The sequence below is a fragment of the Dyella acidisoli genome, from assembly GCF_030160295.1.
GTDB classification, from domain to species: domain Bacteria; phylum Pseudomonadota; class Gammaproteobacteria; order Xanthomonadales; family Rhodanobacteraceae; genus Dyella_B; species Dyella_B acidisoli.
On sequence record NZ_BSOB01000017.1, the window covers coordinates 133,033 to 146,703 of the forward strand.

Sequence of the window (13,671 nt, forward strand, 5' to 3'; positions counted from 1 at the left end):
CGCTGCATTGCAGCGTGCAAACGCCAAAAATGTTCGAATACGCTCATTCATCAAGCGAACCTGTAAATTTTTGCTCCTTAAATGTTCGTTAGTGCGCTTTTTTATATCAATATGATCGAAAACGAACATTTTCGATAAGATGAGCCCATAGGACAGACGATGACGGAGCAGTACGACCTACTGGTGGTTGGCGGCGGCATCAACGGCGTCGGCATCGCGCGGGATGCTGCCGGGCGGGGGCTCTCCGTATGCCTGTGCGAGCGCGACGACTTGGCTGCGCATACCTCCAGCGCCAGCACCAAGCTCATCCATGGCGGCTTGCGTTACCTGGAGCAGTACGAGTTCGCCCTGGTCGGCAAGGCCTTGGCCGAGCGCGAAGTGCTGCTGCGTGCGGCGCCCCACATCATCTGGCCGCTGCGCTTCGTGCTGCCGCACCAATCGCATCTGCGGCCGGCCTGGATGATCCGGCTCGGCTTGTTTCTCTACGACAACCTGGGGCGCGGCCGGCGCACCTTGCCGAAATCGCGGCGCGTGTCTTTAAAGCGCCATAAATCAGGATTGCCGCTGCGCGATGAATTCCATATCGGCTTCGTCTATTCCGATGCCTGGGTGCAGGATGCCCGCCTAGTCGTGCTCAATGCGATGGATGCGATGGAGCGTGGTGCGACGATTTTTACGCGCACACGCTGCATCAGTGCGACCCGTGATGCAGATGGCTGGAATGCGCAACTGGAATCGGTGCACGGTGAGCGGTCGACCATCCGCGCCAAGGCGCTGATCAACGCGACCGGTCCGTGGGCCGTGCAGTTTCTCGATGACGTTGCCAAAGTTGGGCACGATCACGCACTGCGCCTGGTCAAAGGCAGCCATATCGTGGTGCCACGACTGTTCGAGCATCCTTACGCATACATCTTCCAACAGCCCGATCGCCGCATCGTGTTTGCCATTCCCTACGAACACGATTTCACTTTGGTCGGCACGACCGATATGGATTACCACGATGATCCGTCGGCACCGCATATCATTGATGAAGAAACCCGCTATCTGTGCGATGCGGTGAATCGCTACTTCAAGCGCAGCATTACGCCAGCCGATGTCGTGTGGAGTTATAGCGGCGTGCGCCCGTTGCTGGACGATGAAGCTGGCAATGCGTCGGAAGTCACGCGCGATTACCTGCTCGAACTGGATCAGCAAGGCGCACCGCTGCTCAACGTTTTCGGTGGCAAGCTGACCACGTATCGCAAATTGGCGGAGGAAGCGATGGATCGCCTTGCGCCGGTGTTTCCGGATGCGTCAGAAGCGTGGACGTCCAAAGGTCATCCGCTTCCCGGCGGCGAACGGCAAGATGTAAATGTCTTGCAGCGCGAACTGCAATCGGCACATCCATGGTTGCCCGAGTCCATGGCTTGGCGCCTGGTGCACAGCTACGGCAGCCGCGCCACGCGAATACTCGGGCAAGCGCGATCGCTACAGGATCTGGGTGAGCATTTTGGCGCCGATCTGTATCAGGCCGAAGTGGATTATCTTCGTGCGCTGGAATGGGCGGTGGATGCCACCGACGTGCTCTGGCGCCGCAGCAAGCTTGGCCTGCGGCTTAATCAGGAACAAGTGGCGCGCTTGACGGCCTATCTCGCCGATGCGCCGCCACGCCGTGCTTCATTTGCTTGAAATAGCTTTTCTGTCGAATTTACATGTTTTGTCATAAAGCTCCATTTTCCCTTGCCGTCATTCCCGCGAAAGCGGGAATCCACCTTCGCCTTTTGCATCAGAGTAAATGGATTCCCGCTTTCGCGGGAATGACGGCAAGGGAGGCTAACGCTTGCCGGGAACAACAACCTGTGGGAGGGAAAATATGTTGAATCATCTAGTGATCGTATTGCGCATGCCGATGCCAGGGGCACAACCATGAGCCGGCAAAGCATCGGCGAGTTGATTTCCGAAGCGATCGCCATGTTCATCATCATCGGCTTGGGCGATTCAGTTGCATGCATGTACGTGCTCTACGATCCAAGTCCTTACGCGAATGCGTATTGGGGTGTATGCATTGCTTGGGGGCTGGCTGTCACGATTGCGATCTACGTTACGGGCGCGGTGTCCGGCACGCATGCGAATCCGGCCGTGACGTTAGCGCTTGCGTTGTTCCGCAAATTCCCATGGAAGAAAGTGATTCCCTACTGCATAGCGCAAGTGATCGGCGCATTCCTCGGCGCGGCGATCGTGTACGTACTGTTCTCGCCGGTCATCGATCACTACAACCAGGTACATCAGCTCACTCGCGAAGCAGGCGGCGCCGCGGGTGTGTTCTTTACGCATCCGGGCCTGGCAATTACCCCGATGCATGCATTGCTCGATCAGATCATCCTCACCGCGTTCTTGTTGTTTGGCATCTTTGCGATCACCGAGCAGTACAACGAAATGGCACCTGGCGCGAACTCAGGCGCATTGATCATCGGCTTGCTGGTGGCCACCATCGGCGCATCGATGGGATATCTGGAAGCTTGGGCAATCAATCCCGCTCGCGATTTTGGGCCGCGTGTGTTCGCTTATTTCGCCGGCTGGAGTTCGTCCGCGCTGCCGGCACCGGACAACTATTGGTGGATTCCCATCGTTGGCCCGCTGATTGGTGGTGTGGTCGGCGCTGCTGCCTATCAATGGCTGGTGTATCCGTTCCTGCCTGCACGCCTGCGCGTGTTGCGTTCCCCGCAAGACGCCAGCGGTGCAAACGGCGTTGTGACAGATCCAACTCGTTGAACAGGAGCCGATATCATGGATAAGTCATACATCCTGGCCATCGACCAGGGCACGACCAGTTCGCGTGCAATCCTGTTCGATCGCGCCGGCAGCATCGTGGGTATCGCGCAACGCGAATTCGGTCAGATTTTTCCGCAGCCAGGCTGGGTGGAGCACAACCCGCGCGAGATCATGACCAGCGTGCTCACCACCATCACCGAGGTGATGAACAACGCGCAAGTCGATGCGCAAGCGATCGCCGGCATCGGCATTACTAATCAGCGCGAGACGACGGTGGTGTGGGACAAGGTGACCGGCCAGCCGATCTATAACGCCATCGTTTGGCAATCGCGCCAGACACGCCAGATCTGCGACGAACTCATCGCCGCCGGCCACGACAAGATGGTGCGTGCGAAGACTGGTCTGCTGATCGACGCGTATTTCTCCGGCACCAAGGTGAAATGGATACTCGATCGCGTCGAAGGCGCGCGCGAACGCGCCAAGCGCGGTGAACTGCTGTTCGGCACCATCGATACCTGGCTGATCTGGAATCTCACTGGCGGCAAGGTGCACGTCACGGACTACACCAATGCCTCGCGCACGCTCATGTACAACATTCATGAGCTTCGCTGGGATGACGATCTTCTGCAGATGCTCGGCGTGCCGCGCGCCATGTTGCCCGAAGTGCGTCCGTGCAGCGAAATCTACGGCAATACATTGGGTCAACATTTCTTCGGTCACGAAGTGCCGATCGCCGGCGTCGCAGGCGATCAGCAAGCGGCCTTGTTCGGCCAAGCGTGTTTTGAGCCTGGCATGGCGAAGAACACCTACGGCACTGGCTGCTTCATGCTGATGAATACCGGCGATAAAGCCGTCGCCTCCAACAATGGCCTGCTTACCACTATCGCGTGGGGCGTGGGCGGTAAAGTGGAGTACGCATTGGAGGGCGCGATCTTCGTCGCCGGTTCGGTGATCCAGTGGTTACGCGACGGCTTGCGCATGCTCGGCCGGGCAGGTGATTCGGAAGAATATGCCGAGCGCGCCAAGTCCAACGAAGGCGTATACATGGTGCCGGCGTTCGTGGGCCTGGGTGCGCCGTATTGGCGCAGTGACGTGCGTGGCGCGATCTTTGGGCTTTCGCGCGGCACGACCAAAGAACATTTCATCCGCGCAGCCGTGGAGTCGATGGCGTATCAAACGCGCGACGTGCTTGCCGCGATGGAAAGCGATGCCGGCATCAGGCTGAAAGAGCTGCGTGCAGACGGCGGCGCTATCGCGAATGGATTTCTTGGGCAGTTCCAGAGCGACATACTCAATGTGCCGGTGCTGCGACCGAAAGTGGCGGAAACAACCGCGTTAGGCGCTGCCTATCTGGCCGGTCTCGCGACCGGTTTCTGGTCGAGTCGCGAAGATATCGCGCGCCATTGGGCCGTCGATCGCCGTTTCGAGCCGTCGATGCCGGAAGCGCATCGCGAAGCACTTTATGCAGGCTGGAAACAAGCAGTGGAAGCAACCATGGGTTTCAGAATTTGACGTAAATGCTCCCTCCCCTGCTTGGCAGGGGAGGGCTGAGATGGGGTTGCTTGAGCTTGCCGTAACCGTGATGTTCTTCGCCGCCCTTTAACCTCCCTCGGCTACGCATAGGGAAGGGAAGTAGATCAACTGCTGATTCAACAATAAAGCACGCACGTGCCTGCACGGCCGCCTCATGCCTGTTGTCCGCGTTCGTGCCGCCGCTCAAGAAAACCAGCATGCGCCAGAAAATCATTGCCTTGGTCGCAATGGCCAGCTGTGTAGTTGCCAGCGCAAACGTCGTTGCTTGCGATCAGGATTGCGCGAATACCACACTCGCCTGTAACTGGAGTGATCGCCGTCAATCATGACCGGTGTGGTCGATCAAGCTCAGCAGTTTTGAAGGCAATCCCAACAATGCGCTTCCATCGCAGGGCCTGAAGCTGTCGGTAGTTGCAGCGCAGCGTCAATTCGATGGCGCATTCTTCGCAATGTCTTTCGATGCATTTGCAAAGAAGAAAATCACATCTCACGCAATCTTCATTTGTGTCAAGAATTCGTGCATACATGCGGCTTTTCTTCGAATCAAATGCGATCAATGTCTCAATAAACGACGGACCGATGCACTTGAGCGCTCGATCCTGGGCAAATTTACTCTAGACAAGTAGGCTTTTTTTTTGGCGTTACGTCTCTCTATTCATAGGGTGACGTCGCTAAAGGAAGTGCTCATTGTTGAACATTGAAACGTTACGTTCGACGTAGTGAGTTTGGGGGATTTCGCGATCGTTGCTCTTTACATAAGGGGCTTGGCTAAAGCGTTGTTGCTTTCGGCCTGGCGTCTTATGTCCTTACGTCGACATGACCCGTTGTTTCGTCGACATTTCTGGTTGGTATTGAATCCAAACACCTTTCAACGAAATGGGGAGTTTTGTATATGCAACCGAAATTGATGTCCGGTCTACGCGGTGGCCTTTTGGCTGCTACTGTCATGGGTCTTTTGGGCTCGGTAAGCGTTTCCTCTTCCGCCGTCGCACAGACACCGAGCGATGTGGCCACCCAGGCTACCAAGGAAGCGCTGGAAAGCTGGCACGACTCCGTTCGGCACCTGGCGCCGCCCACAACGGGCTGTTTTGAAGCCAATTACCCCAGCACGGTTTGGAAGAGCGTCGCTTGCAGTGCCGGGACTCTCAAGGCACGGCCAGCGCCAAAATTCAAGAAAGCAATTAGCGCCAATGGGATGGACTTGTATACCGTCGGCGGTGGTAACGACTATGCCGTGAAAACAGCATCGCTCACCTCGCTTGCTAACATGTGGTTTCCCGAGGCAACGGGATTGACGTCTGAGCAGAGTGGCGGCGCTCAGTCTGGCGCAGGTAGCAACGGGTCAAATCTCTATACGTTGCAAGGCAACACCCAGCTCCAAGTAAACAGTGTCGGCTGCACCCAATACGGCTACACGAGCTGCGCTGCGTGGGAACAGTTTGTTTATGGCACCGGCGTTACATCCACTGGCGAGAGTGGGGCGTTCATTCAAACCTGGATTTTCATTCCTGGGGGCGAGAATTGCCCCGCAGGGTTTCAGGCAACACCCTACGGAGCATCTCCAGAGCTGTCCACTGGGTGCGTTACCAATAGCAACATCGCGATAACTCCTGCGGAGCCTGCAACCAATCTTGCCCACATGGGCATTGTCGCCACCGCAACGGCGGGTGGCAACGACGTCATCACTTATACGTATGACGGGAAGGCATACAGTGTGAGTCAACCAGACAGCACGGTCCAACTCGCCAAATGGTGGAACACAACGGAGTTCAATGTTTTTGGCGATGGTGGCGCCGGAGAGGCGCAATTTACGGCCGGCAGCAGTGGTGCGACGGTCAAGGTACGAGTAGGCGTAGACGACGGCAGTACAGCTGCACCGACATGTCTTGGCTCCTACGGAACGACTGGCGAGACCAATAATTTCACATTGGGTAATTGCACTGCCACCGCAGGCAGCGCAAGCGCTCGCCCAGCAATTAATTTCACTGAAACGCTACCGTAAACCTATGTCGTAGCGGGTATTCGCTTGAGTTGCGAATGATAGTGGATGGAGAAAAAAACCTCCCCCTTCGCAAGTCGATGGGGGAGGTTCATATCTTTAGCGGTCAACTGCATGCTTTAGCGTGCTGCTGAGAAACGCCACTTCTCTTGCAACACGATAGTTGATTGTCATCACGAACATGTGGATGTGAGCCAGAAATTTCAGATCAGCTCACTTTGGTTACGCCGGAATCAGTACCGCCATGTGACGCCTGCTTGAAAACCACTGTCGGTAGCGTGATGCGCGAGCTGTCCATCGTAGGCGATACGAAGCGAGACGCTTGGAGTGACCTGCAAGTCGCCTCCCAGATTCACCACCACCGCATTGCGAGCGTTCGGAACACCCGTGACGTCGAAATTGCTTCCTTGCGCGAAGCTCTCTACGACGACGGGTACGACATATCCCGATGCATGACGCCAGCCCATGGTTCCATAAGCAGTGAACAGGCTCCCACCAAGGTGCAATTGCGTCGCCGCGTGAGCGCCCAGCGTGGCATAGGTGATAGCGTGTGCTTCGCCTTGGCCCGTCAAGGCTGCGGCATCACCCTGTTCCTTAAAGCCGTCCTGAAGTAGTTGCACATGCGCCGCCTGTACATAAGGTTCCAGCGTCGCAGTATTGAATGTGAATGTGTCACCGACTTCCACAAAAGCCTGCGATGTCGAAGCTTTCGTGCGGCTCCACGTTGCTCCATTCAGGCCGATCAAGGTTTGACTGCGATCGAGCGTCAACAGGTGTCGTGTATACGCCAGGCCGCCATTTACACTCCAGCCGCCTGGACCGCTCCCGAAGGGAAGTCCGCCATACACGCTCAGGTACGCGTCATTGCTATTGCCTTTAGTATTGCGTGATGAGAGGAACCCGGTTTGGGTGTAGCCACTGCCTATGCCCACGCGGCCGCGGTCGCCCACAGGCACATCGGCGCCAAGCAGGAAACCACCGATAGAGTCAGATAAGCCCGTGGCATTGCCGTTGCCATCGTAGTGATCCCACGAGCCCACAAACTGTCCCCACCACGCGAGGTCGCGAGATGGCGATTGAGTCGCGGGGCCTTCGCTCGTCGTGATGCCCTCGTCTGCTTGGTTTTGCGCTTGGCGCAGTCGTTGCAGCACCGCGTCGCGCATGAAGCGAGTGTCATCCATAAACGCGCTCTGGGTGCTGGCATGTATCTCGCCTGATAGCTGGTCAGCGGCCTGCCGAATCAAGATCGGGCTAGGTAAGTTGGCGATCGTTGTAAACAGTGCATCGGAGTTCGGCAGGCTTTGTATGCCCGCCAACGTCGATACTTGGTTTGGTGTTTGACCGAATGCAGTCAACGCATTGATCTGGATAACTTCCAGATACACCTGCAATGGATCGTAGCCTGGTGCCAACTCTAGTACGCCGTTTAACGATAGCGGTGAGAATGTATAGACGCCTGTCAGTCCTTGATCAGCCGTCAGCAGCGTGTAACGCATGCCAGGCGCATAGACGGCTGAAGTAGAAGGGGTCGCCAACACATTCAATCGAGCACCCGGATCGAGGGTGGCCGTTCCTTGAACCGCGATCTGGCTTGATTGGCCCGATTGATTGAGGTTGATCTGGGCGAGATACGTCGAGCCCGTGGTTTGATGGTAGTTTCCGGCGACGTTCAACGCCTGATAGGAGCTTGCGCCGTTGCCTGGGGCAATGGTTCCCTGCACCGTGAGATCGCCGCCGATTTGACCATTGCCGGTCAGCGTGCCCGCGTTCACCACGGCGCCTGCCACCGATCCGTTGAGTACCAATCTGCCATTCGGAGCAATACTGGTGAGGCCAGTGTAGGTATTGGCACCTGACAGTGTTTCGACGCCGGCAGTAATAAGCAGACCACCACCCATGCCACTTCCCAATCCACCATCGCTCAGTTGGCCGCTGAACGTGCCGTCGGCGTTGGTGAGTTGCAACGTATTCGCGCCCAGCGAAACCGTCCCTGCACCGGACAGGCTGGTGATGGCTTCACTGTTGGAAGCACGCGAGATATCGAATGTGCCGTCAGCCTGCACATTCGACGAGGTCGCTATCGTGCCGGGACCCGCGATACCCAACCATCCGCCGGGCTGGATATCGGTGACACCTGTATAGGTATTGGTACCACTGAGCTGTGCCACGCCACCGTTGGCCACGATGAAATTACCACCACCGGAAATGAAACCCGCCAATCCAAGCGGCCCCATGGTGGCTGTTGCAGTGAAGCCAGTAGCAATCGGAGCATCAGTGACGTAGAACGGTGTGTACCCTGTCGCCTGATTTTGCAAATCGAACATAACGGCGTCTTGCAGGAAGAAGGACATGCCATAGGTGACTGCCTTCAGCGTGCTGGGTACGTACATTACATCGTTACTCGGGTCGCCGCTGCTACCGCTCGTAACGATCGAGACCGTTCTCGCACCTGCAGCAGCCCCCGTAGCTGTCAAGTTCATACCTGGGATTTCTTGGTAATCACCCTGGTAAGCAGTACCCATCGAATTGCCTATGCTCTTCACATGACCCGCCGCATTCTCACTGCCGTATAAATCGGCACTGTGAAGAAGAATGACCGGGGTTCCCGTGTCAAACAGCGTTGGCAACTTCACCGTGTTTCCGTTGCCGTTGAAGGTATAGTTGAAGAGAGTGCTGAATTCGCGCGTGGAGGCGTTCGCGCCAGATAAAGCGAACGTGGTCGTTGCACCACTGATCCATGGCACGACGCTGAGAAATTGCGCACGCAACGCAGGAGTCAGGTTCAGAATAAGACACGCCTGGCCGCAGGCGCCGCCAGGCGCCCCGGGCTTGCCATCCGCCTCCACGATATAGCCCGTGGTGGTCAACATTCCCGGAACGCCGCCATTCGTGCCCTGGCCCTGGGTGATGAAATTACTTGCGCCGAAGGTGCCAAAGAAATGCCCTTCTTCCGGTGCGTTACCTTCATTGATGGCCGCCTGCCAATCCAAATCTTGGTATAGCGGAACACCTTTGGGGCTGGTGGTGATCTGCTTTCCTCGAGAAGTAGATGTCACGTAATCCCACGCGACTCCAACGGGAAGCCCTTGGGCGGTGTCGTCGTTGCTAACCAAACTACCGGTTGTGGAGCTATAGAACTGTATGCTCGATACGGTGGCGTTTTGCTGCCAGCGGCCATAGGTCCCGTTGCCATAAAGGTACGCGTACGGCTTACTCGTCACTGAGGCCGACGCGCTTGGAAACCACGCCACGGAGTTACCCGTTCCGACGTCTATATTGAACGAATTGGAGCCTGTGTCGAATAGGTACTCCTCCGGCATCGCACTGTCGACGCCCACCTTGATACCCAGCCGTATAGAGTTCCCAGGCATCTGAAAGACATCGAGCGGAATATCAGTTGCGCGAGCCGATGGGTGTGGCATCAACAAGCAAACCAATGCAGACCAAAGGATCTTTCTTCGTATATCGCGTTTTCTAAACACGCCCGCAGATGCTAACTCGGTCCCATGGGTTTGCTTGCTCATGGAAATATTTTTCACGTGCCCTCCTAGCGGCTTGCCCCCCGGATTAGCTCGGCGTGCTCCATGGATTCCTACCGACAGATGCGAATCACCGAAATCAATTCATTTACTAATAGACGTAAATGGAATACGAAAAGCCTACCTGTGAACTATCGAGTCATAGCTAAACCATCGTAAGGGCTGCTTGGCGTAACCAGTGTCGAAACTGCGTTTGGCAAATGCACGTTGCGAGTGACTCGACTTTGGCCAACGTTTGCTTTTGTCTAAATGATCGGGAGGCGATCAAGAGCGAGGGCGGCAACAGATGCTCGTCGACATTCAGGCATAACTCGTAACTGATGCGATCACCGCCTCAAAATTGATTGCGCATCGAAAGGTGTCAGCACATCTACTGAGCAATGAGAATTCGCGATTCAAAGTTTGAAAATGGCACGAACGTTGGCGGGACTGGACTGAATAGGATGTGCTGCTGGAACAAGCTTCGGCAGCTGTCCTTCGTAAGGCCCGGAGTTTCGTCGCGGATGTTGCGTTACCGCCCTTGCAATGATGATGAATGGAACGGCGCGTAAATTTAAGAAACCCCATTGCAAGAACTTGAAGTAGCGCTGGCCGCTGTGGGTCTTAGGGGGGCGAGGTGGCAGGAAGAGTTGTACATGCCCTTACCGCCCTCGGCCACCTCACACGGCGGGGGTGAGTCCTGTGAGGCTTACAAGAACCGGATAGTCAGCGAGGGCTCGATTCCAGGATCCGCGTAAAGGCTTTATCGGAGCAGCTCACGCAACGGTGCCGGAGGCGCATCGCGAGGCGCTTTACGCAGGCTCGAAACAAGCTGTGGAAGCAACCATGGGTTTCAGAATTTGACGTCAGTGCTCGCTCCCCTGCTTGGCAGGGGAGGGGCGTGAGTAGTGGTCAAATTTTGAGCAGCGGACATCGGTCGGGGCGGGGCATGTATCATGGCGGGCCATGAGCCTATGCTTGGGCTCTTGGGGCGCTGGATGCGCATCGAGCATCCGTCCCGATGCTCACCGGAGCCGGCGCTGCAAACCGCGCGCTCATCCGGAAAACCCTTATTCCGATTCAGTTTTTCGAGGTCATTCAATGGCACGCGGTATCAATAAAGTCATCCTGGTCGGCAACCTCGGCGCGGACCCCGAGGTCCGCTACACCGCCGGCGGCACGGCCATCGCCAGCCTCAGCATTGCCACCTCCGAGCAATGGACCGACAAGCAGAGCGGTCAGAAGCAGGAACGCACCGAGTGGCACCGCGTGAAGCTGTTCGGCCGCCTCGCCGAGATCGCCGGCGAATACCTCAAGAAAGGTCGCCAGGTATACGTCGAAGGTTCACTGCGCACCGACAAATACACCGACAAGCAAGGCGTGGAACGCTACACCACTGACATCATCGCCAGCGATCTGCAGATGCTTGGTGGCATGGGCGGTGGTGAAGGTGGCGGCATGGGCGGTGGCGGCGGTGGTTACCGCGAGCGCTCGCAAGGCGGTGGTGGTGGTCAGCGTCAACAGCAGGGCGGTGGTGACTACGGCAATGCCCCGCAGCGCCAGTCTGCACCGCCGCCGGATATGGGCGGTAATCAGTTTGATGATGACGATATTCCGTTCTAATTTCTACCATCTATAAACTTGTTGCGTTTGTTCAAAAGGCCATGATTTTCATGGCCTTTTTTTTACCTCAAGGTAAGGGAGGCTATTGGATTGAGGGATATCTTTCCTACCAGATACTCCGTGTAATTTGCTCCATGAGACACAAAGACTCTTTTGAAATTCGTTTCATGGTGCTGGACGCTTGTCGATGCTGGTCGACGAAACAGGTATGCCCCTTTTCTTTTTCGCGCTTTTCATCACCACGCAAGTTCGGAATGCTGGACGTTCAGCAAACATCATCGGCGCCTATCTGAGCACGATCAAGCGCCTGTACATCTGGTCGCGTGCAAGCGCAATCGATCTGGAGCAACGTTTCTCCACGAAGGTTTATCTCACCGATTCAGAACTCGAATCTCTTTGCTCCAGCGTCGGTCGTCGAATCCGATTTCGATCAGTTGTACCTAAGGGCTTATTGGACTCCAGGGGTTCAGGTCCTCAAGCGATTGATCAAGGAAGTCACCGGTGCCAACGATAATTTGAACGAGCATACGCTGGGTTCCCGTATCGGACGCGATTTGGCGATGTGTTGAGGTTGCACATGACACCCATGCGCGCCCATTTGCCCATACGAATCGCATGGACTGCATGTGACTTCGCTGACGCCCAGGGAGAGGGAGGTGCTGACTCTGATTGGTCGGGGCATGCGATGCCGGGAAATTGCGGTAGCGTTGGACATTGCGACGTTCACGGTGCGCAAGCATCGCGGAAACATACTCGGCAAGCTCGGGCTGCATAGCACGGTGCAGCTCGTGGCGCATGCCATCAGGGTGTCTTTGGCGTCAAATGATGTGCTGGATCGTGCGGCGCCTGTCGCGTTGAGTCGACGTGAGCGGCAAGTCATGGCATTCGTCGCCGACGGACTGACCAGTAAGGAGATTGCGAGGCGTCTCGGCATCAGTCCGTCCACGGTGCGCAAGCATCGGGTCAACTCGTCCGATCGCCTCGGTGCCCAGGGCATGGCGAGGGTGATCCGTTGCATGCTTGGTCTCGACGCAGGGGCGATTCATTCCCCTCCAGGCTCAACGCATGCACCTGTGCTACGCGATCGGTCGATGCGATAGCGCTGCCCGCGCAAAGTATTGCGCGGGCACGTACAAGTAATCAGGAGCCGGGCGGAAAGCTGAAGGCATAGGTGCCCACCCATTGATCCTTGGAAGATGCGATGCCTCGAGGCTTGTCTTTGTCCCAATTGATCTTTATGTCGATCACGCCTTTGGCGTTCTCGCCCTTCTTGGCGCGGATCACCAGGGCCGCAGTCCATGAGTACCCCTTGGAGGCAAATTTTGGGTTGGCCGGTATGCCTGGCGACTGGAACCCAACGCCCGGAAGGTCTACGACGTACTCCACCTTGGCACAGGCCTTCGGGTCGTTGGGATAGTAGGGGGTGACCGTAAAAGTGGTATCGGGCGCGGAGTAGCTCACGCCCCACTCGGCGCTCACGCCAGCGCCGCCCGAAGCGCCATCCTTTTCGGAAACAGCACCCTGCAGGCTCGCGCCAATCGAGAAACTCACGGTCGATGTGCCAATCGTGGAGTTCGGGCCATACTCATAGATGTCCTGCCCAGCTGCGGCAGTTACGACGACATTCTCCTTCTGGCAGTAGTAGCCAACCTCGTCGCATTTCTGCACATAGCTGATATTTCCCTGCGCCACCTGCATGACTATCAAGAAATAGTTGAAGTCTTTGTGCGCCGGATGTTTCTCAAGCGGATTGAGCTGATAGCCGTTGACCCATAACTGTCCGGTGCCACCCTTGCCAGCGTATTGCCACTTTAGATCAGCGGCGCGGCTCGTCCACGGCCCCTGCGGTGCACTGGCGTCGTCGGCTACCAGGACCTGTGGGTATGGCACGTTGTTTCTGGTTTCCGCATAGAGAAAATCTATGAACGACTCGACGTGAGAACTAAAAGGAAAGGATTCGGCAGCTGAATCATCGAGTGCGAGGAAAGCTTGTTGAGCCGAAGATCCGCCCCGCGTAGCGAACAAGGCATGCTGGCTTGTAGGAGCGCTCCCCCTTGCTCCGCTTTCACCCAGGGTGTCCAGCAGGTACTCCGCATGGGCCGAGGGAGTCGCGATGGCGACGCCGGCGTCATACATAGCTCGCAGTTGCACACGGCTATCTTTATCCAAAGCATCCATGCTTGACGACGTCGGTAGCAGTACAGCCTTGGGCGTTGCCATGCCGATTTCACCGATGTGGCTGATTTT

8 protein-coding genes are annotated in these 13,671 nt (G+C 56.6%); 7 read left to right on the forward strand and 1 reads right to left on the reverse strand.

The genetic code is table 11. From position 1 onward, the window contains the following. Nucleotides 1–159: 159 nt before the first annotated feature. The 4 genes from glpD to QQJ86_RS10065 all read left to right on the forward strand — a co-directional run bounded on the left by glpD (nt 160) and on the right by QQJ86_RS10065 (nt 6,286). A complete protein-coding gene (glpD, locus tag QQJ86_RS10050; RefSeq protein WP_284320803.1) occupies nt 160–1,668 on the forward strand; it encodes a glycerol-3-phosphate dehydrogenase in 1,509 nt (502 codons plus the stop codon). A 237-nt stretch (nt 1,669–1,905) separates the two neighbouring features. Beyond that, nucleotides 1,906–2,751, forward strand: coding sequence for an MIP/aquaporin family protein (locus tag QQJ86_RS10055; protein ID WP_284320804.1), 846 nt, complete (start codon nt 1,906–1,908; stop codon nt 2,749–2,751). A 15-nt stretch (nt 2,752–2,766) separates the two neighbouring features. Then, nucleotides 2,767–4,263: a glycerol kinase GlpK gene (gene glpK, locus QQJ86_RS10060; RefSeq protein ID WP_284320805.1), complete on the forward strand. Its 1,497-nt coding sequence runs from the start codon at nt 2,767–2,769 to the stop codon at nt 4,261–4,263. Between the two features lie 907 nt (nt 4,264–5,170). After that, on the forward strand, nt 5,171–6,286 hold the full coding sequence (locus QQJ86_RS10065; protein WP_284320806.1) for a hypothetical protein: 1,116 nt from the start codon (nt 5,171–5,173) through the stop codon (nt 6,284–6,286). A 230-nt stretch (nt 6,287–6,516) separates the two neighbouring features. Here QQJ86_RS10065 and QQJ86_RS10070 read toward each other — a convergent pair whose 3' ends face one another. Beyond that, nucleotides 6,517–9,654, reverse strand: a complete 3,138-nt coding sequence (locus QQJ86_RS10070) for an autotransporter family protein (RefSeq protein WP_284320807.1) — start codon at nt 9,652–9,654, stop codon at nt 6,517–6,519. A 1,248-nt stretch (nt 9,655–10,902) separates the two neighbouring features. Here QQJ86_RS10070 and ssb point away from each other — a divergent pair. The 3 genes from ssb to QQJ86_RS10085 all read left to right on the forward strand — a co-directional run bounded on the left by ssb (nt 10,903) and on the right by QQJ86_RS10085 (nt 12,524). Next, on the forward strand, nt 10,903–11,424 hold the full coding sequence (gene ssb / locus QQJ86_RS10075; RefSeq protein WP_284320808.1) for a single-stranded DNA-binding protein: 522 nt from the start codon (nt 10,903–10,905) through the stop codon (nt 11,422–11,424). 187 nt (nt 11,425–11,611) lie between these two features. Next, nucleotides 11,612–11,938, forward strand: a complete 327-nt coding sequence (locus QQJ86_RS10080) for a hypothetical protein (protein ID WP_284320809.1) — start codon at nt 11,612–11,614, stop codon at nt 11,936–11,938. Between the two features lie 112 nt (nt 11,939–12,050). Continuing rightward, nucleotides 12,051–12,524 carry a helix-turn-helix domain-containing protein gene (locus QQJ86_RS10085; RefSeq protein WP_284320810.1) on the forward strand — a complete coding sequence of 158 codons (474 nt, stop codon included), beginning with the start codon at nt 12,051–12,053 and terminating at the stop codon, nt 12,522–12,524. Nucleotides 12,525–13,671: the final 1,147 nt, after the last annotated feature.